A 23,358-nucleotide genomic window follows, 5' to 3' on the forward strand; every position below is an offset into this window, starting at 1 on the left:
TGATGTTATTTTACATGACCTTAAAAAAACTGTCTAGTTAATTGTAACCTATCCATGATGCCTCTATTTATGTATTACTATTTTATTCCCTTATTCCATATGTTAACCTTCTCTGCTCTGCAGCCATTTCATCTAATGTATCTTTAAATTCTTCATAGGTATATCTTTCCATGAAATAAGAATAGTCAGCTACATCCATGTAAAAACAATCACTATTTTCTGCATTAATAGTATCCACTAATTCCATATAATCATCTACTGTATACTCTTTTTCCTGAGCAACTACAGTAGGTATTATCCCAATAGCCATACTACTTACTGCAAGCGTAGCAATACCTAAAATCTTCTTATAATTCATTTGTTATCACTCCTTAAATATAAATACTTCATTATTTCTCCAAGTCAACTATTATAATATTTTATATTATTATTATTATTTATACAAGTCATATTGTAAAAAAGACCCCTAACCTTTTACAGTTAAGAGCCTTCATCTTAGGAGTGTTAATAATGACTTACATTTATTACGTCTTCGTTGTTCTTACACGATTACTATATAATAATACCAGTTTCACCTACTACTTTATAATCAACTTTAATGATAAAAAAATGGTCATTTTATCGTAAAAAAAGAGGCATTAATGTTTGCACGATTATCTTCTTACGCCTTTTAATAAATGTAGCTGTCGTTATATCTAACAGCTCACAAATTCTATTTATTGAATACCTTTTAAAATACTTCATTTCAATAAGTAGCATTTCCTGTTCTGTTAACATACTCAATACATTCTCAATTCTCTTAAACTCTCTCTCCTTCTTCTGTAAGTCTCTTAAAATGCCTTGTATACGTCTTTCATTATTCCTCTCCCTTTCTATCACTTCATTCTCTACAACGCTACTAAACGCATATGTGGCACTTCCTGCCTTCTCATTTCCACTAGCTCCTGTTATACCTACTATCTCCTGAGCTTCTTCTAAGTCCAACTTCAAATTATCTATCTCAACCTTTAACTTTGGTAAATTGTAAAGGATACCTTCTACTGTACTGTAATTATTGTCTTTCATTTTGTAACCTCCAAGTGCGAATTATGCCTCTTTGTATGCCTGATCTATTACCTTAACTATTCTTTCTTCAAATAGTTTTCTATTTAATGTTCATCCTAAATCCCTTATCCTTTCTTTTCTCCACACCTTACATTGCTGCGGGCTGGCTACATTCCATCTTATTGATACATACACAATAGCTATTAATCCATTGCTCTGTCCTTTTATCCTTGTAATTGGTTTCATACATTTCTGCTGTTATAGTAACAATCTGTCCAACTCTCTCCTCCACCTGCTCGTATATGTGGCGAGTGTTGGCACCATTAAACACTGTCCCTGTGATTCGTTTATTCTTCTTATTTAAAAGAGTAAATTTAACTACTTTCTCATTCTTTAGGGTAATTCTCTCAATAAGTCCTTCAAATCTTAATTCATTCATTAGTTTAGTTCCTTTCTTTTTTTTACCACACCTACCCATTTATCTCTATTCTCCAATCCATTGCTTCACTTTTGCCGTTGGTACATTAGTTTGGTACATTACATCATATTCTCAATCCTTTGACTATCAAGGCTGGTACATTGGTACATCAAAAAGCACAAAAACTTTGGTAAAAATAATTTTAAGTACTACTTATACCCCTATATCCTATATATTATTATTTATTTAATTTTTATTGATTTTTAATGTACCTAATGTACCACAATCCCGCAACCCATTGAGCCACAAAGGAAAAGTGCGGTACATCAGAAGTGAATTTTAATGTACCAGTCTTGTACCAAACGTACCATTAAAATGGTATGCTGTACTCTTTGATATATGGCAATTTATAATATCTGCCTTTGTTCTTCTCATTATTTAGCCTTATATGATGCTGCACAAATCCCATTGCTATTAGGGCTTTGCCAACCTTTTTAGGGCCTAACTTTTTCCCATGTTGCTCCTCTAAATAATTACATAATGCTGTGCTTGTAATGTATGCCCATTCTTCTTTAGGCTGATTAAGAGGAAGAATATCTTCAATAATTAATTGCTCATCTGTTTTCACAATATACTCTTTGTTTCTTTCATTATTAAGGTTAATTTCTTCTTGATTAAGGTGTGTTACGCCGCCTTGAAGATACATTTCCATGATTTGACCCCAAAGTAAATCAACATCAATATCATGGGTGTGATTAAGAGCTTCTACATCTATTACAATGAAACGTCTATTCCCTGTGTCGTCTCTTAAAAACTCATCATCATTAACTGTACAAGCAAAGAATGTTCTACGTGGGTATTTCTCAGCTTTTCTATCATAAGGCGTTCTATATTCATCTTGTGGAGAAGTTAACCATGCTTTAAGTGCATCACGATCTGACTTTCTCATGGTTCCTCCAAGCTCACCTAATTCACACAGCCAGTAAGATGTGGCTTGAATAATGTCATCCTTTTTTGAAAGGTCTAGCTGTACACCATCCTTAAAGAAATCAAATAAAATTTCCTTTGGCATTAATGCTCTAAACCATCTTGTTTTCCCTAGTCCTTGTTTCCCTTTAAATACTAAAGTAAATTCTGCATTAAAATGCCCATTGTTTAATCCCATTTTTACGCCTGTCATCAGCCATATTTTTATGATTTTTTCATTAAATAAAATTTCCTCATAAGTATAGTGGTCTGCATAGGTAATAGTTTTAAGGAGTCGTTCAAGCTCATTTGCCCCTGGTGTATTTTTATATTTTTCATGTGCTTTCTCTAAATATTCTTTAACTGGATTATATGCATTTTGATTAGCAATAAAAGAAGTAAAATCCCAAAGATTATCTCTTAAAAGGTGTAACCCTGTTCTTACACAATCACTATTCATAATGGTCATAAAATCTTTATAGACATACCATTTCACATTACTCTTAATTTCTTTCTTTAATTCATTGTATTGTAATTGAATATCTTTCTTTTTATATAACAAAGCTAAGTTTTCCCATATCTTATAAGGTGTTCCCCTATCATTACATTCATAATTAATATCTTGTTTTGAGCTTATCTTTGTTTTTTGTAATGCTTTCTTCATCTCAGCTTTTATAGCCTTTATCATTTCATTAAATAATGTTTTCTGCTTACTTTTTTCAGCCTCTATCATTAACTCATTTAACTTTTTTACCTGCTCTATTTCATTATCCCAACTTAAAAAATCATAAGTTCGTATATCACTAAAGTTTATTTGTTGCATTTTGTCCTCTCCTCTTATTTGTAATAATTCTTGTTGTAATAACTACCTCTATAAGTGCTTAAGCATTTATTAATTGTCATGCTTCCATAAGTTGAACCACTTTGCCTTCTATTCCATTTCTCTCTCATCATGGCACTACTTCTATAAATCCTATCTATCTGTCCTGCGTTACCACCTGTCCAAAAGATAAGCATATTTACAAATGTCATATCATCTTTAGATGCATCTCCTGAGCTACCACCATAATAATAGAGGTCTCTAAATCTCTCATTTCTACTTGCCTTTTCAATGACTTCTCTATCATCCAAGGACTCGCCTCCTCCTATATGGTAGGGCGTGGTTAAAAAGATCTTTTCTTGCCTTGCCAAGTACTTTGCGTGTAGTGGTTTAATGCTTTCTGTGCAATCTCTTAAGGTCTATAGTTACCAATTACCTTGCCTGTTACTGTAAAGAATCGCCCTTTTTCATAACACTCAAAGTTACCTTTTCTACAGGCTCCTTGTGGTTTACTGCCTTTGCAAATCACATGAATGCCTCTCCCACTAGGTGAAACTTCTGCATAGCTGTTTAGTGTGGTTATAACTTCTTTTACTACTGGATCATCAAGCTCTACACTATCTATATCTACACCAAATATGCCATCACCTAACATAAAGCCTAAGCCATCATAAAGATGTACTACTCTAATAGCTGTTTCATAATCACACCAAGTCTCAGCATTATTACTTTGAGCCATGCCACCTGTTCTTGCATTAAATGGTTTCTTATCGTACTTCCCTCGTTTTTCATCCCAATAAAGTCTATATGTTACCCACCTATTTAATTGTTTTAACTCCTCTGGTACCTTTCTGTATGTCATGCTAAATCCTCCTATATAAAAGGGCATTGCTGCCCTCTTAATTAAAATGGTAATGCTTCTTCATTTTCCCAAGTTGTAGAAGTTGCTGCTTGTTCTGTTTTATTTAATAAAAGTGGTTTTGGTAAAGCTATATTTTCAATATTATTCACTTCGCATGTATAACGCATAGTAGTAAAGAAACCAGTATTACCATCAATCTCATATTCCTTTTCACCAAATACACCTCCAAACAATTTGCCCCTTAAGCTGTTTTCATTCCAATCCCACTTATAGCCTTGATTACTGCTCTCAATGTGGTACATAAATGTCTTAAAGGCTTTCTTTAATCTTTCATCCTTTGGCTCACCATTATCTAAAGGACAAGTTAAGCGATACACACCTTTCCACTTCTTATTTTTATCTTGTTTTTCATATTGGGCTCTATAAAAGTTTTTATATTCTCCATCTGCTATATCAAAACTAATAAGTAGTACACTCCCCCATCCATAGCTCATTTCTTGTGCGTCTATCACCTTACATACATAAGCACCTACTGGTAACTTTCTTTTAGCTCCCATAATTTCTGTTGTTTCGTATCCATTCCATTTTTTCATTTTTATATTTCTCCTTGTTTTAATATTTCTCTTAAGTTGTAAATTAAAGTTTTATATATAAAGTCACCACTATAAGTAATGTCTTTCATAAAAGTAACATGCAAGTTATACCTTGCTTCAAATGCCTTAAGGGTAGACATAAAACGTTTTTTGTCATAACCTGTGTTATAGTTACCTAAAAGAATATCCTCATAATCTGCATTTTCTATGAGTAAGTAAATCATCCCTTTTGCTCTTTGAAATTCTGCCTCGATACGCTCTCGCCCTTGCGTGAAATTGCCACTTAACTCATTCAAGTTGGCCTTGCGTTCTATGGCGCATACGTTCTGCAAGTAATAGGGTTTGTGCAGGTGTGGTAAATCTACTTTTAAGGTATAATCGCCTGTGTCTACCTTTTCATAGCAATAGGCAATCTTGTGCTTATCAAAATACGATATAATGTGGTCACATTTCTGTTCTCTTGTATCTACTACCACAACAGCACGCTTTAAAATCTCATTTATCTCTTTATCTGTGTACTTAAACATCCTAGTACTCCTCTAGCACCTTCAAAACTGGTACAATATCATTATCTATTTCATCTTCTTCAAAAGCTCTAAAAGGTGTTTTAGCTGTAGAATTATTGCTATGTGTTTCAAAGATATATCTGCCATTTTTACACTTAGCCAATAACACTACATTAAACTTAGACTCTGGCACCAGTTTATTCAGCTTCTTTCCTGTGGTTTTCATACGTGTCCAAGTATAGCCATCTTCTGTATGCTCTGTTTCACTGTGAGCTGTATAAATGATTGTTAAATCATCCCTTAAGCTACTGACAATATCTAAAATGTTATAGACATAAGTTACTAAATCCATCCACTTATCAAAGCCTTTCTCTTTAGACCTTCTCATTTCTTCGCCTACCATAATGCCATTTAAGGTATCTATCACAATATACTTCATATCTGTTTTTTCACTAATCCCTTTCATAAGTGCCAGGACTTTATTAGGGTCATCTGTGGCAATATAGTTTTTATTCTCGCTATTATATTGCTGCCTAAATCCACGCCATGCACTTTTCTTTTTATCTGCATCTATAAAGTAAGTCTCTTGTGGATTTAAATTTCTTAAGGATGTTGTTTTCCCTGCTCCTGATTCACCTATAATACATATTGCTTTAGCCATCACTATATCCTCCTAATTATTCTTAGTACTTAATCTCTAATTCTTCTGATTTAGTCACTACACCTAATCCATCTATCTCAAGCATTTCACCTGTTTGGGTGTCTATGATATGCTCATCTTCAATAACAAGATTTTTCTTAAAGTCAGTCCATTTAAAAGAAAGGACTTCTTTCTTATTAATAAGCACTTCCCTATTATTCTTCTGTGCCCACTCTAAGAGCTTAGTGGCATCTTTTTCAAAATCTAATTTAGGTTTCTTTACTACCACATCACCATTAATAAGCTGCACTTTTCTTTGAGTCTTTGTTTCACTCTGTGGCACTTGTTCAAATAACTCTCTTAAATATCTTTCCTTCTCCTCTTTCTGAGCTTTAAAGTAAAATTGCTTTTCCTCAAACTTATCTTTTAGTCTTTCAACTTGCATTTTAAACATGGCTTCTAGCTCTACAATCTTTGCATCTAGTTCCATAATATCTTCAACCAAGTTGTCCATTTCTACTTTTACTTCTAATGCTCTTTGATCTATATCTAATACTGCTTTTCTACTCATTGTCTTTCTCCTTTAAACCAATATCATCAAGTAATTTACACTTAATCACATATTGTGCTGCTAAAACATCTTCCTCACAAAGATAATCCATAACTTCTTTAAAAAGGCTTTTATATCTTTCAATCTTCCACTTCAATATTGCATTCTCTACTGTAAGCTCTGCGTGTTCATTTAATAGTTTGCTTGTAAATTCCATAGCCTTTCCTCCTACATCTCAAATAAGTATTCAATGCTGAGGTGTGGAAAATAAACCTCTTTAATTTGCATTGCTTCATTTAAAGTAAAGTGACTTTTCCCATTCATCTTACCTGAGATAGTTGCTTCTCTTACTTTTAGAAGTCTTGCAAAGTCTTTTGCTCGTACATTGTATCTACTCATTTCTGCTCTTAAGTTTCTTAACATTTCTTTTACCTACTTTCGTTTTTTAGTGCTATGCTTTCGCTACAAGAACATAGTAAATCCTAAATTTGTACTGGCAATGAGCCGTTTTAAAGCCTTTTTTGAGCCGTTTACGAACCTAATATGAGCCGATTGTAAACCTTTTGTAAGCCATTTTTAAACCCTTTATGAAGGAAGAAAAATGGTAAAAAAAATAGACCCAGCTGAGCTGAGTCAAGTGAGCATTATTTAATATTCATTAAGGGGCTTGTCTGTACTGCCCTATTTAGTACATCTTCATCTTGAAGTGACTGTAAGTATCTCTTGGTAATACCAATATCATCGTGTCCTAGTAATCTACTTACAGAATACACATCTAATCCATTTCTTAATTGTGCCTGCGCATAGTAATGTCTACAAGTATGGGGTGAGCATCTTATATCTTTTCTGACATGTGCTTCTTTACCACACATTTTTACAATACGTTCTATAGCTTCAGGTGTTAACATCCTTCCTTTTTGAGAAAGAAAATAATATTGATGTTCATATCTCTCTTTAACAAATAAATTTCTTTTCTGCTCATATTTAAGCATTATTTTAGCTAGTGATGGCGTAATTGGAACAAATCTCTCTTTTTTCCCTTTGCCATAAATTAAAATAGCATTTGTTTTAATATCATTAATCTTAATATGACATAATTCACTATTCCTAATCCCCGTATCAAATAGCATCGCCATAATGCATGCATTTCTAGCATTTATATAGCTGTTGAAATTATAAACTTTCATCATTTTAGCTACTTCTTTATCTGTAAAAGATTTAATAATGACACGTTCTTCTTTCTGCCAACTTACCTTTTTAATATAGTTATTTGCAATATATTCTTCTTGCTCTAAGTAATTAAAGAACATCCTTACATTTCTAAGGATAGAATTAATATATGTTGCTTTTAATCCTAATGCTTGTTTGTGCTTAATGTAAGCCTTTAAATGAACATGTGATACTTTCTCTATAGTTGTAATACCGTATTCTGATTCAAGATAAGCAAAGAACAGTAAGTTATTGTTTTTTACTGATTTAAGTGTTCTTACAGAATAATTCTTTAACCTAATATCTAATAAATATTCATTTAATAAATTTTCTAATGGTGTTCCTTTAGACATAAAAACCCCCAGTGATGATATATTTTGAACATCTGTACATCATCATTGGAGGCTCCTTGTACGTCATCACTGACGCTATTTTTATAACTATATTTTTATCAATCCATTGAAGCTCAAAGGATTACTCTTCATCCCAGTTATGGTAAACGTTCTGAACGTCATCATCATCTTCAAGAAGATCAAGCATTCTGTTCATTGATTTTACAGCAGCTTCATCTGTAAGTGCTGTCCATGTTTGTGGTACCATTGTTACTTCAGCTTCTGCCATTTCGATGCCAGCTGCTTCGAGTGCTGCATGTACGTCTGCGAAAGCTTCTGGAGAAGTTGTGATTGTGTAACCTTCTTCTTCTGCTTCGAAGTCATCTGCACCAGCTTCAATCGCCATCATCATCAGTTCATCTTCATCCATGTCAGTTGCTTCTTTTTCAATAACGATTTGACCTTTTTTGTCGAACATGAAAGATACACAACCTGTTGTACCCATGTTTCCGTTACCTTTTGTAAAGTATGAACGTACGTTAGCTGCTGTACGGTTTTTGTTATCTGTAAGTGTTTCTACGATTACAGCTACACCGTTTGGACCGTAACCTTCATATGTGATATATTCATAGTGAACGTTATCCCCTTCACCTGCTGCTCTTTTGATACTTCTTGCGATTGTATCGTTAGGCATGTTATTTGATTTAGCTTTTGCGATAACGTCAGCAAGTTTTCTATTGATAGATGGATCTGAACCACCTTCTTTAACTGCTACTGCGATTTCACGACCAAGTTTAGTAAAGATTTTACCTTTTTGTGCATCGTTTTTAGCTTTTTTATGTTTAATATTGGCAAACTTTGAATGTCCAGACATAACTGTTGCCCTCCTTATATATTTTTCTGCTTACTGAATGTCTTTCACCCATTTTGAGTAAGCTCACTAATTGATATTTTACCATATTGTGCTTAAATCTTGCAACAAATTTACACTAATACATCAATAAGTTCAAATTCACCCCTTTGAAGACTTACTTCTGCATTGGTATTTTCAGTGAGCCAGTCGCAAAAAGCATCTTGCTCACCTACAAGTACCTCCACTTGCATTGTTACAACATCTGTGTACAAGCTATCACGTATTCTATAACCCTTTTCGCCTAATAAATATTGCACCTTTCCTACAAGGGTATAATTCATTTGTACGTCTATAAGCTGAATACGTCTTTTTTCAATAATTCCTGCATTTAGAAGCCCTTCTTTAGCTGCTTTGCCATACGCACGTACAAGACCACCTGTCCCTAACAAAGTCCCTCCAAAGTATCTTGTGACACAAATTAAAGTATTTCTCACATCTTCCCCTTTTAAAACTTCTAAAATAGGTTTACCTGCCGTACCTTGTGGTTCACCATCATCACTGCAACGCTGAATCTCATTTTTTTCACCAATTTGATATGCAAAACAGTTATGTCTAGCATCATAATACTTTTTACGTAACTGTTGCAAGCATGCTTCTGCTTCTTCTTGTGACTTTACCTCACAAACTGTAGCAATGAATTTTGATTTTTTTTCAACTACTAAGGCTTCTCCCGGCCCTTGTATCGTTCTATAACTTTCTAACATAATCTCACCTTATCGTTAAAATATTGTATTCTTATACTATCATAATTTTCACCTTTTGTCTCTTACTTGTATCATACAAGATATCTGATATTTCCTTCATCCTCACAAATATTCTTTGCTCATATCTTCTATATTCTACGCTTAGCACTTGTTCCCTATGCTTATACGACCTAACTTCTACTATATCTAATCAAAAAAACAAGCCCAAGAATCTCTTATACTTAGAGAATCTTAGGCTATATATGATAAATAATCATGTAGCAACTTTTCTATCCTTGAAGATCATTTGCTTGACGTTCCATATTTTCTACTACAACATCATAAATTTCCCCTATAGATGCACCATATTCAAGCACTTTCCATGGTGTATTGGTATGAAAATGAATTTTAATTAAATTCTCATCTCCTACGGCAAGTAAACAGTCACCTTCAATATTATTTGTAATATATTCATTGACTACATCCTCTGAAAGGTTCTGGCCCTCAATTAATAATTGCGTATCAAATTTGTATTCAAGCATAACATATTCTCCTTCGTTCTATGTATTCCCATAAAATCATTGTATTTTAAATTACTACTTTTTCTCTCTCTATCTAATTATACCTTGTTATTAAAGTAGAGCCGCATTTTACGTACTCTACTTTAATAGCTTAGTGTATTAATTCATCAATTACTTCTTGTAAATGAACACCTGATACACTGTTTTTATAAAGGGCTGTTACTAATTCATTAGCTTCAGCTGCGTTTTCAGAAAAATATTCTATGTGACTAGTCATTTGGTCGCTTGAACTTTCTGCTACCTCAACGCCGTAAAAATCTTCCCCATAATAACCTAGTTTCTTAATCATGTAATAGTTTACTGTTCCTAGTGGTAAATCATTTTTTCCTACTAATACCTTTTCAATTGTCATGACGCATTTCCTCCCAGAGTTATTAAATTATCTTACGTTTTCTCTCTCTAGTCACATTATATAATATTTTCTAAGATTTTTGAATCACAATCGGTCGTGTTGTTTTTTTATGATTTGCGTTTATTCTACACAAGTCTTATATTATTTGAGCTAAGTAAACCATAATTTTTAACTTTTATTGCTGATTTACAATTAATTTGCCTTTTATTGCGATATTTTTCTTTGTTGCTCACTAAGATTTATCTCTTTTTCGCCCTTGCTAATTTACAATAAATGGTTCTATTTTGTAAAATTTGTCTTTTGGCATATAACCACTTACATCGACCCCATCATTTGTATACTCTTCTTCTAGCCTTTCTGCATATTCATGACAAAATCTTACAATTTCTTGATTTGTATAAGGTACGCTAATTTTGAAAGACTTCATATTATCATATACAATTTCTTCAATAAGGGCTAATAATGCCTCACAACCAATGCCTTCTTTCGCTGAAATTGCGACACCATAGTCTGCTTTTTCATCTTTTGGATAAGATTCTGGTTGCTGATCAATTTTATTATAAACCGCAATAATTGGAATATCCTTTACACCTAACTTCTCAAATGTTTCATATACAACTTGTTGATGTGTTTCAATATGTGGCGAACTAACATCCATCACATGTAATATTATATCGGCATATTTTGCTTCTTCTAAAGTCGAATAAAAGGCTTTTACCAAATGATGTGGTAATTTACGAATAAATCCAACTGTATCTGTTAGCAAAATCTCCGAACCACTTGGTAATTCAATACCACGTGTAGTCGGATCTAGTGTGGCAAAAAGTTGATTTTGTACATATACGTCGCTACCGCTTAATTTATTTAATAAAGTAGATTTTCCCGCATTTGTATAACCTACAATTGCTACAACAGGTACTTTATTTTTTTCTCTTCTGCTACGTAAAAGCTGACGATGCTTTTCAACCTCAGCTAGTTCATTTTTTAAAATCTCCATACGCTCTTTGATATGACGTTTATCAAGCTCTAATTTTTTTTCACCAGGTCCACGACTTCCAATCCCCCCACCTTGACGAGAAAGCATTGCACCAAAACCTGTTAAACGAGAGTTTTGGTATTTAAGTTGTGCCATTTCAACTTGTAATTTACCTTCCTTAGAACGTGCACGTGCTGCGAAAATATCTAAGATTACCATTGTACGGTCCATAATTTTCACATTTAAAGCTTCTGCTAAGTTACGCATTTGGATAGGTGACAGTTCATCATCAAATACTACACCTGTCACATCATGCTGCATAATCATTTCACGTATTTCTTCTACTTTTCCTGAACCAATATAAAAGCCCGGATTGATACTATCTACACGTTGAAGAATTTTACTTATGGTTTCACCACCAGCTGTTTCTACTAATTCTTCTAATTCATCTAAGCTTTCCCAAGCTAAACTTTCGCTATATTGCTTCCTTTGGGCTGAGACTAATATGAGTCTTTCTTGCTTTTCTTCCATTGCTATTGTCATAACTTACCTCTCTAATTCTCTAACTTTCATTTTTTTAAGCCTACAATCAATATCCTTTTTCGTACAAATCCGATGATTGACATTATCATTGGCTGCTAGTGAAGCTGCTAAACAGATTTTAGCAAACTTTTCTTGTTCATATTTACGGTTGATCCCTACAGCTAATGCACCTAAAAAAGCGCCACTTGCTGCTGTATTGTCCTTATGCACCAGTTGAAATAAAGATTCTACCATACAATATTTATTCTTTGAAAGGATTAAGGCCCCCCTTTGTTTTAAATAGACACATACGTAATGTACACCCTGTTTTAAAAAAGGCGCTACATTTTGAACAATCTCTTCTATTTGTTCACTCATCAGATTGAGTTTAACTAACTGACTTTCTGTGAACATCAGCACATATGGCATTTCAGTCATTACCGCATCTAAGATTTCTTTTTGCCCTGTTGAAACGATTGCCTTTACATTATGTGCCTTACCTTCTTTTACCCAATCTTTATAGATTTCAGGATTAATACCATCTGGCACCTTACCTGCTAAAACCAAAGTGGAAACCTTCTTAATATGTCCTCGTAGCTTCTGAGTAATAAGACTACTTTCCTTATTGCTTGGACTTGTATCATCTGCCTTAATGGCATAACTCTTCATTAGATTCTCATCCACAATTTTTATATGCTGTGCTGTCTCATAATCAGTCCATACGATATCTGATTTGACTCTAGATTTATCTAAATAATGTTTAATATACTTGCCAGCAAATCCTCCCATACTGCTTAGTAAAATAGGTTCCTCCTGAAGCACTTTCATCATCTGTGCACCATAAATGCCCTTCGATAAAATATTTAGCGATACATGCCTCGCCGCCTGCTCCTTATCTGCCACCAACCCTTCCACACCATATATGTACTCTATGGCAGGAAAAGGGGCCACCGTTATAATCATTTCTTCACCAACCTTTTAAAATTCCCTACATTGAGGTTTATCTTTATATATAGTTATAGCATACTTTCTGATAATTTATCCACTTATTTTCAATTTCTTCCTATTTAAAAGGCATTTTCATGCAAAAATAAGAAGACATTGCCTTTCTCGCCAATGCCCTTCCGGTAATGTTAAAAAGAATTCTATTTTATATCTATGCACACTATATAATCTGCCCACTCCGCTTCCACCACTTTGCCCACGGTACTTTTAAACAAAATAAGGTAAGCATAAAACGAGTGTGGGAGGGTGATTTATACTAATCTATCTACAAAACATTTTATTTTATCCCTATATACTTTATACTCTGTAGAACCTACTCAACTCGCCTCTACCACTAACCCACGGCACTTTAAGCAAAATAGGTAGACGCTAAAAAGTTGGAGAGGGTGGACTCTGCCAGTCTGCCTACGGAGCGATTTGATGAAGCTCTTAGCGAGAGATTTAAAGTGGTTTTAGTGATGCTGTTTGAGCACAGCGAGTTCATCACGTTACTTTAAATATCGAGCTTAGAGATTCACAAACCGCGTAGTGCGCAGCTGACAGAGGCCACCCTCTCCAACGGCTTTTAACGCCAGTTCTTATTATGCTCTAAATAAAAGTTCACTATAAGTTGGAATTGGCCATGATTTTTCATCAACCATTAATTCTAAACTATCAGCCACTTCTCTTACACCTTCCATTGCTGGAATAATTTCTTCTTTGAAGAATGTTGCTTTTGCTAAAGCTTCTTCAATTTTTTCACTTTCATCAAGCTTGATAACAAGTGTATCTGTTTTTTCTTTTAAAGCATTTAATTTAGTTGTGAGGTTTTCTAAGATAACTGTTTGTGCCCCAACTTTGAAGCTACCTACTTGATTTAATGAATGAATGTGATTTGCCACTTTTGTTGTATATTCCATAACAGCTGGGAAAATTTGTTTTTGTGACATTTCAATCATTGTACGTGCTTCAATACGTACTGTTTTATAGTATTCTTCAAGTAAGATTTCATAACGTGCAAAAATCTCTTCTTTTTGGAATACTTTATTTCTTTCAAATAAGCTAATTGATTTTTCTGATACGTAACATGGCAGAACATCTACTGTTGTTTCGTAGTTTGAAAGTCCCCTTGCTTCTGCTTCTTTTACCCATTCTTCTGAGTAACCATTACCATTGAATACAATACGTTTATGCTTGCTATAAGTTTCTTTGATAATTAAAGCAACTTCTTCTTTAACATTTTCAGCTTTTTCAAGTCTGTCTGCAAATTCATTTAAAACATCTGCAACGATTACATTAATGATTAAGCCAGCTTCAGCAATTGATTCTGATGATGGGAACATTCTAAATTCAAATTTATTACCTGTGAAAGCAAATGGAGATGTACGGTTACGATCTGAAGATTCTTTTTGAAGTTGTGGAAGTGTGGCTACACCCATATCCATCATTTCAACTTCTGAAGCTACAATTTTCTCATTTTTTTCGATACATTCAAATATATTTGTAATTTCTTCACCTAAGAATACAGAAATAATAGCTGGTGGTGCTTCATGTCCACCTAAACGATGATCATTTCCTGCTGTTGCCGCACAAAGTCTTAAAAGGTCTGCATGTTCATCTACAGCTTTAAGTACCGCTGCTGTAAATAGTAAAAACTCTTTATTTTTGTGTGGTGCTTTACCAGGTGAGAATAAGTTTTTCCCTGTATTTGTGCCAAGTGACCAGTTAACGTGTTTACCAGAACCATTTACATATGCAAAAGGTTTTTCATGAAGTAAACAAGCAAGTTCATGACGATTTGCCACTTTTTGAAGTGTTTCCATTATAAGTTGATTTTGGTCACAAGCTACGTTAGAAGTTGCAAAAATAGGCGCAAGTTCATGTTGTGCTGGTGCTACTTCATTATGTTTTGTTTTAGATGGTACACCAAGTTTCCAAAGTTCTACGTCAATATCACGCATGTATTTCGCAATTTTTTCTTTAATACTTCCATAGTAGTGATCTTCCATTTCTTGACCTTTAGGAGGCATTGCGCCAAAGAGCGTACGTCCTGTAAAAATAAGGTCTTTTCTTTGTTGGTAATGTCTTTTGTCAACTAAGAAGTACTCTTGTTCCGCTCCGATTGTAGAAGTAATATGAGATGCGTCATCCCCAATTGCATGAAGTACACGAAGACCTGCTTCTTCGATACATTCCATTGAGTGTAAAAGTGGTGATTTTTTATCTAACGCTTCTCCTGTATGAGAATAAAATGCTGTTGGAATGCAAAGTGCTACCCCACTTGCATCTTCTTTTAAAAAGGCTGGTGAAGTACAATCCCATACAGTGTACCCTCTAGCTTCAAATGTCTGTCTTAAACCACCTGAAGGGAATGAAGACCCGTCTGCTTCACCTTTAATAAGCTCTTTTCCTGAGAATTCCATAATCATACGCCCATCTGATGTTGGTGATAAAAAGGAATCATGTTTTTCCGCTGTACGTCCATTCATTGGCTGGAACCAATGTGTGAAATGGGTTGCCCCCCTTTCAATCGCCCAGTCTTTCATAGCATTTGCTACTACGTCCGCTACCGCTGGTTCTAAAGGTAATTTTTCGTCAATAGTCTTACGTAATCTCTTGTAAGTTGCTTTAGGCAATCTTTCACGCATAAGCTGGTCATCAAACACATTTTGACCAAATATTTCTGATAACTTCACATCATTCATCACATCGATACCTCTTTATAATTAAATTTAATCTCCATAACTATATCATGAGTTGTCTGTCTCTGACAATATACTGTATTAATTTTTAGCTAAAAATACTATATTATAATAATTTTTGCAGTTTAGTCCGTAATAAATGCCACATTTTAATGTACATACTTTCGAAATATGAATGTTTCTGCATTAAGCTCTCTTCTAGCCTGCATTTTTCACCTTTCATACCACGTTTACGCCATCTCATATAGTTATTTTTATAAATAAAATTGTAACATAGAAATTTCACTTATTAAACGGATATAAATAGTAAAAAAACTGTCAATAATATAGAACATATTCATCAACTTTACTTATATGCAAACTGAATGTAACACGATTGTTATATATTTAAATAAGGATATGTTATATAATAGATGAGGATACGCTCAAATCTGTACTCGACCTCGTAGGTTGTGATATAATATCTCATTAGAGGAGGAGGAAGCTTATGAATTACTCAAAAGATTCTCGTGCTCAAGAAGAGCAAAAGAACAAGCCGAAGAAAGCACGTAAAAAAGGTAAAGTAATGACCTTTCGAATAATTATTATGGTAATGATTATTAGCATCTTTGCCGTAGTAGGTGGCGGACTTGGTGTCGTTATCGGGATTATTAAAAATACCCCAGATGCATCGACACTCGTTCTTAAACCAACAACTAACTATACATCTTTTGTCTATGACTCAGAAGGTACTCAAATAGATACCTTTTCTACATCAGACAATCGTATTTATGCGACTCTCGATCAAATCCCTTATTACCTTCAAAAAGCAGTTATTTCTTTAGAAGATGAGCGTTTCTATGAACATAACGGTATTGATATTAGAGGTATTTTTAGGGCCATCGTGAAAAACCTACAAAGTGGTAGTTTTAGTGAAGGTGCTAGTACTATCACTCAACAGCTTGTTAAAAATAATATTTTAACATCTGAAAAGAAAATTACTAGAAAAATTCAAGAACAATATTTAGCTGTACAATTTGAGAAGCTCTACCCTAAAGATACTATTTTAGAATATTATCTTAACACTATTGGTTTAGGACAAGGGGTAAGTGGTGTTCAATCTGCTGCTAATCGTTACTTTGGTAAAGATGTCAGTGAACTCAGTTTGACAGAGTCTTGTGTTATTGCAGTTATTACCCAATATCCTACTAAGTATAATCCAATCTTAAACCCAGAAAATAACTGGGAAAAAGTTAAAGTATGCTTAGATAAAATGGAACAACAAGGTTATATTACAGCTGAGGAACATGCAGAAGCGCTTAAAGAAGATCCTTACGAAAATATCCAAGAAGTTCATAAGGAATTTACAGAGAAATCTACACATAGTTACTTCGTAGATGCTGTACTTGAACAAGTTATTGATGACTTACAATCTAAACTTGGCTATACTACAACACAAGCTAATAATGAAGTTTATGGTGGTGGACTCCAAATTTATACAACTATGGATAGTCGTATGCAAGAAATTGCAGATCGCTATATTAATGATGAATCTCTTTATCCAAGTTCTCTTTATGAACTAGCACTTGATTATAGTGTAACTATTGAAAAAGCTGATGGCACTATTCTTACAGAAAATGCAACTGGTACAGTAGACAGCAAATCAGAAGTTGAGGCTTGGAAACAACAACAACTAGATGCTTGGGGTGTAACTTCAGCAGATACTATCCAAAGAGAAAATATGATTGAACAGCCACAACCTCAAGCTGCTTTCGTTCTTACAGATTACCGTACAGGACAAGTAAAAGCACTTGCAGGTGGTCGTGGTGATAAAACAAACCGCGGTTTCAACTATGCAACACAAGCTACAAGACAACCAGGTTCTACTTTTAAAGTGCTTGCAGCTTATGCACCAGCTTTAGACCTTGGTAAACTTTCGCCAGGTTCTACCCTTATGGATGAGCCTTATACAATTAAACTTTCAAATGGTAAAACTTATTCACCAAACAACTGGGATGGTCAATATATTGGACCAACAAGTGTCCGTAAAGCCATTTACCATTCAATGAACGTTTTAGCTGTTAAAACAGTAGCGGAAATCGTTGGTGTGGATGTAGCTTATGATTATTTATTAAACTTTGGTTTCACCACGCTTACAGATAGCGACCGTGTTTACGCACTACCACTTGGCGGTATTACAAAAGGCGTTACAGCTCTTGAACTTAATGCAGCTTATTCAGCCATTGCAAATGATGGGACTTATGTAAAACCTGTATTCTATACAGAAGTTAAAGATGCAAACGGTAATGTCATTTTAAGTAACACAGGTGAAAATGTGGCAGCAAACTCACATTCAGTTATTAAACCAGCTACAGCACATCAGCTTACAGATATGATGCAAGATGTTATTACTATTGGTACTGGTAAAGCTGTTCAAAATTACTTTACAAGTCAACCTGTAGCAGGTAAAACAGGTACCACATCTGATGATAAAGATTTAGTTTTTGCAGGTTACACACCTTACTATTCAGCTACTATTTGGACTGGATACGCACAACCTAAATCACTTTCAAATGGTAGTGGTAGTTATCACCTTAACATTTGGGCAAAAATTATGAGTGAAATTCATGAAGGTTATGAATATAAATCATTCCCTAAGGTAAATACAGTAACATCTGATGTTCAAGAATATAAGATTTGTTCATTATCAGGTAAACTGGCGACATCACTTTGTGAACAAGATCCAAATCATGTGGTTCATACAGAATATTTCTCTAGCTCGAATGCACCAAAAGAATATTGTGATGTTCACGTAGAAGTAGATATTTGTTCTGTTTCAGGCAAGGTTGCTACTGAATACTGTCCTGCTGATACAATCACTAAAAAGATTATTACAAGAGGCACAGATAATGGTACTGTAGTCCCAGATGAATACTGTGATGTGCATACTGCTGAAACAGTAGAACCTTCTGAGACACCTACTGAAACGCCTTCTGAATCACCAGAAGATGGTTGGAATGAAATTCCAGGTACTCAACCAGATACAGGTACTACGCCACCAACCACAGAACAACCTACTGTGCCACCTGAAGAAATACCTTCTGAACAACCTACTGCGCCACCAGTCGTAGATCAAGCACCACCTGCTAATCCAGATGATGATAATCCATTCTACGTACCTCAAGGCTAAATAAAAAGACCTGTCACACAATTTCGTGACAGGTCTTTTTATTTACTATTTTTTATTGCTGTGGCACTTCAAAACTATCATCCCACTCATTCATTGGCTTATCTGCCTCTGATGTTGCTACTGGTGTTGATGCTGCTGGTGTTTCTTTAGCAAGCGACTTCTCTGTTGTATTATTTGCAGCAGTTGTTACATCTTTTGTACCACGTTTAACGACTGCTGCTCTTGGTTTATAGTAACTATTGTTTTCTAAAACTTTATCTACTAATTTACCATTTTCATCATATAAAAGTTTATATAGCTTTACTTTCTTTCCAACTAAAGCAGTTGTTTCCACCACTTCTTTTCCTGCTTCTAATGTTGGATCATCTACATACTTTGTTTCTGGTGCTGGAACTTCTTCTGTAAGTTCTGATAAGAATTTTATTTCATATTTTGGTTTAGCTTCTTTAGCACCATAAATATTTACATATACATTATTATTTTGACAATAGCCTTCGATAATAACTGGTGTTTGCAAATTATTCTTGAACTTAAAATCAATCGAACCCGTCGCATATGTTGCATCACGTCCTAATGGTACATACGATACAGAAAGTGAGTGATTTTGACGCATTGTTACTTCTAAGTTTGTTAAAAGAACTGCATTATATAGTGTTGAAGCCACTTGACATACACCACCACCAATTCCCTTTTCCAACTGTCCATTTACAATAACATTTGCATCTCTATATCCTGCTTCATATGTAAAAGGTTCTAACTGCTCAGCAAGTGAAAATACTTCACCTGGCATTAAAGTACGACTCACCTTAGTAGCTGCAACTGCTAAGTTTGCATTACGTCCTAAGTCTGCATTATTGTAAGATGTTGAAAAACTTGCTACAACATTTTTAACATTATCAAAGGAAGAAACTGTATACTTAGGTGCAATTTTATCAACTGATGCTTCAATCTCTACAGTCTCATTATGTGCCTGGGATAAGGCCTCTTTAATACTTGCTACTGTATCAGCTATATTTAATTTTTGCCCTTCTTGTTCCGATGTTGTTACAAATTTACCATTCTTACGACTAATAGTGGCATCTACTGCTGCTATGTAAAACTTATCTTGAATCTCTTCAACCTTTGCCTTAATAAGGCTTTCATCATATGTTTCACTTAAACATAAGTCTAAGTCCATACTTGTTTTATTTTTAGCAATCGAATATTTCTCAAATAGATTCCCATCATGTCCAACTGCAAATGCAACTTGTAAAACTTCTTCAAGGTCAGACTCCATTCCTAAGCTTGAACAAGGAATTTCCGCTGTTATCGCATCCTTCTTTATAATGACTTTCTTATTTTTCTGTGCTTCGGTCACCTTCTCTTTTACGCGTGCAAGTGCCTCATCATAAGTTAAGCCCCCTACAGGAACTTCTTCTACCATAATACCTTCTGCAAAAACTTGATCGAAAGCCTGTACTTCTTTATAGATATAACTTAGCGCCCCAACTGTTATGCCAGCCATGACTACAATACCTATTAATAAGGCCCATTTCAGCTTATTTTTGGTGCCCATTATCTTGCCTCCTTATTGTGTTTATATTTTGCTTCATCTATGGTGATCTTTTAGCTACATAACAAGTAATACACTTGAAAGTGTGCCCAGTAACATTGCGACAACTATTAATACACAAATAATACTTACAACCGACTTTTTGTTTTTATGCATCCATCCATACATATTAAACTTCTTTTTTGCTTTTTTGACTTTTTTCTTATTGTTTTTCATCTGCGTCACCCTCCAAAGTTATTATACCATTACTTGCACAGTACTTGCTATCTATTTTACGAATTTGTCCTTTATTAAATTCGACAACAATTATATGTTTTTCAAGAACTTCCAAAATTTTACCTTTACCTAATTGTTTGTGATAAATAATAGCATTTTTTTGGAAATGCTTTTCCATACGGCGTTCTTGTAACTCAGTTAAAAAGCCAGAAGGTGCTACTGCCTTACCATGTTTTTCTTTAGGTACCATCAGATAAAGCTGTTTCTTTGCCCTTGTCATGGCTACATAAAGCAAACGTCTTTCTTCCTCTAATTCTTGTATTGTCTCACTTTTTTGATGTGGAATAGAACCGTCGACTACATCTAAGACAAATACAGTGTGAAACTCTAACCCCTTAGAACCATGCATAGTTGTTAGTGTCACTACATCCTGCATACGACCTTTGCGAGAAGCTTGCTCCTTAACCCTTTGTGACATATCTAAAAGAAAAGCTTCCCATTCCATATAACTTGCAAAGCCTTGAGCTGAATCTTCAATCTCATCCAGTACTTCTAGTAAACTAGCTGGTGAAACCTTACGAAAAGCTGCATAATCTGCCACATAGCTATCATAACCTACATTTTTACGAATAAAGCGAATGGCATCACTTAATGATTTTTCTTTAATTTGTTGTAAATCAAATAACAGCTGCTGAATATAATTCTTCTGCCATTCTGTTAAATTTTCATTTCCTAATAAATTCATAAATATATGATCTGATGACTTCATAGCTATACTTATAGCTTCCTTGCTAATATAGCGTTTGGGCTTATTCATAATACGGCTTGCTAGGTTTGGCTGATTAATATTATCTGCTAAATGTAAATAACTTAAAAGATCTTGTGTCAACCACTGATCATATAAACTCACCATACCATCTCTTAAGCAAAATGGCATATTTGCCATTAATAATGATTCTACCACAGAACGTACCTGAATATTAGTACGGTAAATAATGGCAACCTCTCCAAGTGGTATGCCTTGTCCTTTAAGTGCACCTATCCTTTGGATAATCCACTTGGCTTCCTCTACCCCATCTTTACACTGAATAATCTCTGGTAATGTCCCTTTAGGATTTGGTGTAGTAAGCTTCTTATGGAACCTAGCTTTATTTCCTTCAATGAGTGCTAAACTACAGTTTAAAATATCTTTTGTTGAACGATAATTAACCTCTAGGAATATTTGCTTTGTATTTGGGAAATGCTCTTTAAAGCCAAGTAAAAACTCTGGCTTCGCCCCCCTGAACTGATAAATACTTTGGTCATCATCTCCTACGACGAATAACCCTCTGCCATCTCCCACAATTGTTTTTATAATTTCAAACTGAACACGGTTAATATCCTGAAATTCATCAATAAGAATATATTGATACTGTCTTCTCACACTTTCTAAGAGATGTGAATCATTTTTGAGTAAATAATAACAAGCCACAAGCATATCATCAAAGTCAAAGAGCCCGTGACGTTCTTTATACATCTCATATGCATTTACAAGCTTCACATATGTGCCCTGTGGAATACCTACTGGTTTATAATCTTTTAATGGTACAAGCTGATTTTTCATAAGTCCGATATGTTTTAAAAATTCATCTAAGAAATCTTCATTCTCTTCGATTTCTAATTGTATCATTAGATTTTGAATAGTACTTTTCTTTTTATCTTCTAAAAGCAGCTGTCCGATATGATATCGCTGAGGGTTGCTACGTCTTAAAATACGATAAAAAACGCTATGTAAAGTCCCAAATGTCACACTACTCTCACCATATTGACGCACAAATCTTTCTTTCATTTCTTCTGCTGCTAACTTACTAAAGGTTACAACTAATATATTTCTAGCCTCACAGTGCATGGTTTCAATCATATAATGAATACGATTTACAATTACATGGGTTTTCCCTGAACCTGGTCCTGCAATGACCAAAGTTGGTGATAAATCACAAGTAACTGCTTCCTTTTGACTTGTATTTAAATCCATTGTTTTCTCCTCTACTGCTTTCTCCTTTTAATTATGACCAAATTATATTATAATAAACATATTCACTTAAAGAAAGGGGTTAATATTATGATTGGGAGTTGGCTTATCGCCTTTCTCTTCTTTGTAGGCGGCTTATTCATTATAGGCATCTCTACAAAACATATGATTTTAAAAAAAGGTACCAACAAAGAGAGTGAACAGTATTGGGCAAGAGAACATGCTGCTACTTTTGCCAGAAAAAGTGAGATACCCGCAGCATTTTTTATGGCGATAGATTTTTCCGTTTATCCAGTTGTAGATGATGAAGGGTGCACACAACTATATAACAAGATTATGCTTTTTAAAGAACGTCCTTTAGTGAATCTTAAGGGAATGAGTAATGTCGAACTCAAGGAGCGTTTTGGCACTATGCAACTTGAAAAGCTGTCTTATTATGAGCAAAATTTAATGGAATATATGACAACCTCTTGTGCTTATGGTAAACTGTTATTTGAAAAAGGATATTTACCTGAATCACAGAAAGTTTTAGAATACATAATAAGTCTAGGATGTGATTTATCTCAATGTTATTTAACCCTAGCTGATGTTTATGTAGCTTATTATGATTATAATAAATTATCAAATACACAAATCGGCTTATTAACCGATTTAAAACAAAAGGCCAGCATTAATATGAATGCTTCACCTTATTTACAAAAAGTCATACAAGGGATTGATGCTTGCATTAGTCACCTTACATGAAAGTGAGATGTTA

At 34.3% G+C, this 23,358-nt stretch carries 25 protein-coding genes; 2 read left to right on the plus strand and 23 right to left on the minus strand.

Features of this window, described 5'->3' with window-relative positions; translation table 11 throughout:
• Positions 1 to 82: 82 nt before the first annotated feature.
• The 20 genes from AC1VAQ_RS01815 to AC1VAQ_RS01910 form a co-directional block, all read right to left on the minus strand.
• Positions 83 to 358 (minus strand): hypothetical protein, encoded by a 276-nt coding sequence (locus tag AC1VAQ_RS01815; protein WP_302598411.1) that lies wholly within the window; start codon positions 356 to 358, stop codon positions 83 to 85.
• Between the two features lie 260 nt (positions 359 to 618).
• On the minus strand, positions 619 to 1,065 hold the full coding sequence (locus AC1VAQ_RS01820) for a sigma-70 RNA polymerase sigma factor region 4 domain-containing protein (RefSeq protein WP_302598413.1): 447 nt from the start codon (positions 1,063 to 1,065) through the stop codon (positions 619 to 621).
• A 127-nt stretch (positions 1,066 to 1,192) separates the two neighbouring features.
• Entirely contained in the window at positions 1,193 to 1,483 is a 291-nt protein-coding gene (locus AC1VAQ_RS01825) for a hypothetical protein (protein ID WP_302598414.1), read from the minus strand.
• A 349-nt stretch (positions 1,484 to 1,832) separates the two neighbouring features.
• Entirely contained in the window at positions 1,833 to 3,251 is a 1,419-nt protein-coding gene (locus tag AC1VAQ_RS01830; RefSeq protein WP_479903424.1) for a VapE domain-containing protein, read from the minus strand.
• A 14-nt stretch (positions 3,252 to 3,265) separates the two neighbouring features.
• A complete protein-coding gene (locus AC1VAQ_RS01835; RefSeq protein ID WP_302598417.1) occupies positions 3,266 to 3,559 on the minus strand; it encodes a phage NrS-1 polymerase family protein in 294 nt (97 codons plus the stop codon).
• A gap of 101 nt (positions 3,560 to 3,660) precedes the next feature.
• A complete protein-coding gene (locus AC1VAQ_RS01840) occupies positions 3,661 to 4,110 on the minus strand; it encodes a hypothetical protein (protein WP_479903425.1) in 450 nt (149 codons plus the stop codon).
• Between the two features lie 41 nt (positions 4,111 to 4,151).
• Positions 4,152 to 4,703, minus strand: coding sequence for a hypothetical protein (locus tag AC1VAQ_RS01845; protein WP_479903426.1), 552 nt, complete (start codon positions 4,701 to 4,703; stop codon positions 4,152 to 4,154).
• A gap of 2 nt (positions 4,704 to 4,705) precedes the next feature.
• The gene (locus AC1VAQ_RS01850; RefSeq protein WP_479903427.1) at positions 4,706 to 5,230 is read right to left on the minus strand and encodes an ERCC4 domain-containing protein; all 525 of its coding nucleotides are present in this window, start codon (positions 5,228 to 5,230) and stop codon (positions 4,706 to 4,708) included.
• A gap of 1 nt (position 5,231) precedes the next feature.
• Positions 5,232 to 5,870: an AAA family ATPase gene (locus tag AC1VAQ_RS01855; protein ID WP_479903428.1), complete on the minus strand. Its 639-nt coding sequence runs from the start codon at positions 5,868 to 5,870 to the stop codon at positions 5,232 to 5,234.
• 22 nt (positions 5,871 to 5,892) lie between these two features.
• Entirely contained in the window at positions 5,893 to 6,420 is a 528-nt protein-coding gene (locus AC1VAQ_RS01860) for a host-nuclease inhibitor Gam family protein (RefSeq protein ID WP_479903429.1), read from the minus strand.
• Complete coding sequence (locus AC1VAQ_RS01865; protein ID WP_479903344.1) at positions 6,413 to 6,616, minus strand: hypothetical protein; 204 nt, start codon at positions 6,614 to 6,616, stop codon at positions 6,413 to 6,415. Before AC1VAQ_RS01865 ends, AC1VAQ_RS01860 begins: the two co-directional genes overlap by 8 nt.
• Before the next feature lie 11 nt (positions 6,617 to 6,627).
• A complete protein-coding gene (locus tag AC1VAQ_RS01870) occupies positions 6,628 to 6,822 on the minus strand; it encodes a helix-turn-helix domain-containing protein (RefSeq protein WP_054744137.1) in 195 nt (64 codons plus the stop codon).
• Positions 6,823 to 7,043: 221 nt separating this feature from the next.
• Positions 7,044 to 7,961 (minus strand): tyrosine-type recombinase/integrase, encoded by a 918-nt coding sequence (locus AC1VAQ_RS01875; protein ID WP_479903430.1) that lies wholly within the window; start codon positions 7,959 to 7,961, stop codon positions 7,044 to 7,046.
• 121 nt (positions 7,962 to 8,082) lie between these two features.
• The gene (locus AC1VAQ_RS01880; protein WP_302598428.1) at positions 8,083 to 8,814 is read right to left on the minus strand and encodes a YebC/PmpR family DNA-binding transcriptional regulator; all 732 of its coding nucleotides are present in this window, start codon (positions 8,812 to 8,814) and stop codon (positions 8,083 to 8,085) included.
• Between the two features lie 110 nt (positions 8,815 to 8,924).
• Entirely contained in the window at positions 8,925 to 9,557 is a 633-nt protein-coding gene (locus AC1VAQ_RS01885) for a YigZ family protein (RefSeq protein WP_303243778.1), read from the minus strand.
• A 269-nt stretch (positions 9,558 to 9,826) separates the two neighbouring features.
• Positions 9,827 to 10,078, minus strand: coding sequence for a kinase to dihydroxyacetone kinase (locus AC1VAQ_RS01890; protein ID WP_302598430.1), 252 nt, complete (start codon positions 10,076 to 10,078; stop codon positions 9,827 to 9,829).
• A 130-nt stretch (positions 10,079 to 10,208) separates the two neighbouring features.
• Entirely contained in the window at positions 10,209 to 10,469 is a 261-nt protein-coding gene (locus tag AC1VAQ_RS01895) for a DUF6514 family protein (protein WP_302598431.1), read from the minus strand.
• Between the two features lie 259 nt (positions 10,470 to 10,728).
• Positions 10,729 to 11,988, minus strand: a complete 1,260-nt coding sequence (gene hflX / locus AC1VAQ_RS01900; protein ID WP_303243779.1) for a GTPase HflX — start codon at positions 11,986 to 11,988, stop codon at positions 10,729 to 10,731.
• 3 nt (positions 11,989 to 11,991) lie between these two features.
• Entirely contained in the window at positions 11,992 to 12,930 is a 939-nt protein-coding gene (locus AC1VAQ_RS01905) for a PfkB family carbohydrate kinase (protein WP_302598434.1), read from the minus strand.
• A gap of 623 nt (positions 12,931 to 13,553) precedes the next feature.
• Entirely contained in the window at positions 13,554 to 15,656 is a 2,103-nt protein-coding gene (locus tag AC1VAQ_RS01910; protein WP_302598436.1) for a glutamine synthetase III family protein, read from the minus strand.
• Between the two features lie 484 nt (positions 15,657 to 16,140).
• Here AC1VAQ_RS01910 and AC1VAQ_RS01915 point away from each other — a divergent pair, with 484 nt between their 5' ends.
• Positions 16,141 to 18,822, plus strand: a complete 2,682-nt coding sequence (locus AC1VAQ_RS01915) for a transglycosylase domain-containing protein (RefSeq protein ID WP_479903431.1) — start codon at positions 16,141 to 16,143, stop codon at positions 18,820 to 18,822.
• A 52-nt stretch (positions 18,823 to 18,874) separates the two neighbouring features.
• Here the strand turns inward: AC1VAQ_RS01915 and AC1VAQ_RS01920 are convergent, their stop codons facing one another.
• Genes AC1VAQ_RS01920 through AC1VAQ_RS01930 form a run of 3 tightly spaced genes read right to left on the minus strand, consistent with a single transcriptional unit; the run spans position 18,875 to position 22,604 of the window.
• Complete coding sequence (locus AC1VAQ_RS01920; RefSeq protein ID WP_302598438.1) at positions 18,875 to 20,377, minus strand: VanW family protein; 1,503 nt, start codon at positions 20,375 to 20,377, stop codon at positions 18,875 to 18,877.
• 54 nt (positions 20,378 to 20,431) lie between these two features.
• On the minus strand, positions 20,432 to 20,590 hold the full coding sequence (locus tag AC1VAQ_RS01925; RefSeq protein ID WP_302598439.1) for a hypothetical protein: 159 nt from the start codon (positions 20,588 to 20,590) through the stop codon (positions 20,432 to 20,434).
• The gene (locus AC1VAQ_RS01930) at positions 20,577 to 22,604 is read right to left on the minus strand and encodes an ATP-dependent helicase (protein ID WP_302598440.1); all 2,028 of its coding nucleotides are present in this window, start codon (positions 22,602 to 22,604) and stop codon (positions 20,577 to 20,579) included. The genes AC1VAQ_RS01925 and AC1VAQ_RS01930 overlap by 14 nt, the downstream gene beginning before the upstream one ends.
• Before the next feature lie 87 nt (positions 22,605 to 22,691).
• Between AC1VAQ_RS01930 and AC1VAQ_RS01935 the strand changes: the two genes are divergently transcribed.
• Positions 22,692 to 23,345 carry a hypothetical protein gene (locus tag AC1VAQ_RS01935; RefSeq protein ID WP_302598441.1) on the plus strand — a complete coding sequence of 218 codons (654 nt, stop codon included), beginning with the start codon at positions 22,692 to 22,694 and terminating at the stop codon, positions 23,343 to 23,345.
• The last annotated feature ends 13 nt before the right edge of the window (positions 23,346 to 23,358 follow it).

Source organism: Cellulosilyticum sp., assembly GCF_982396655.1.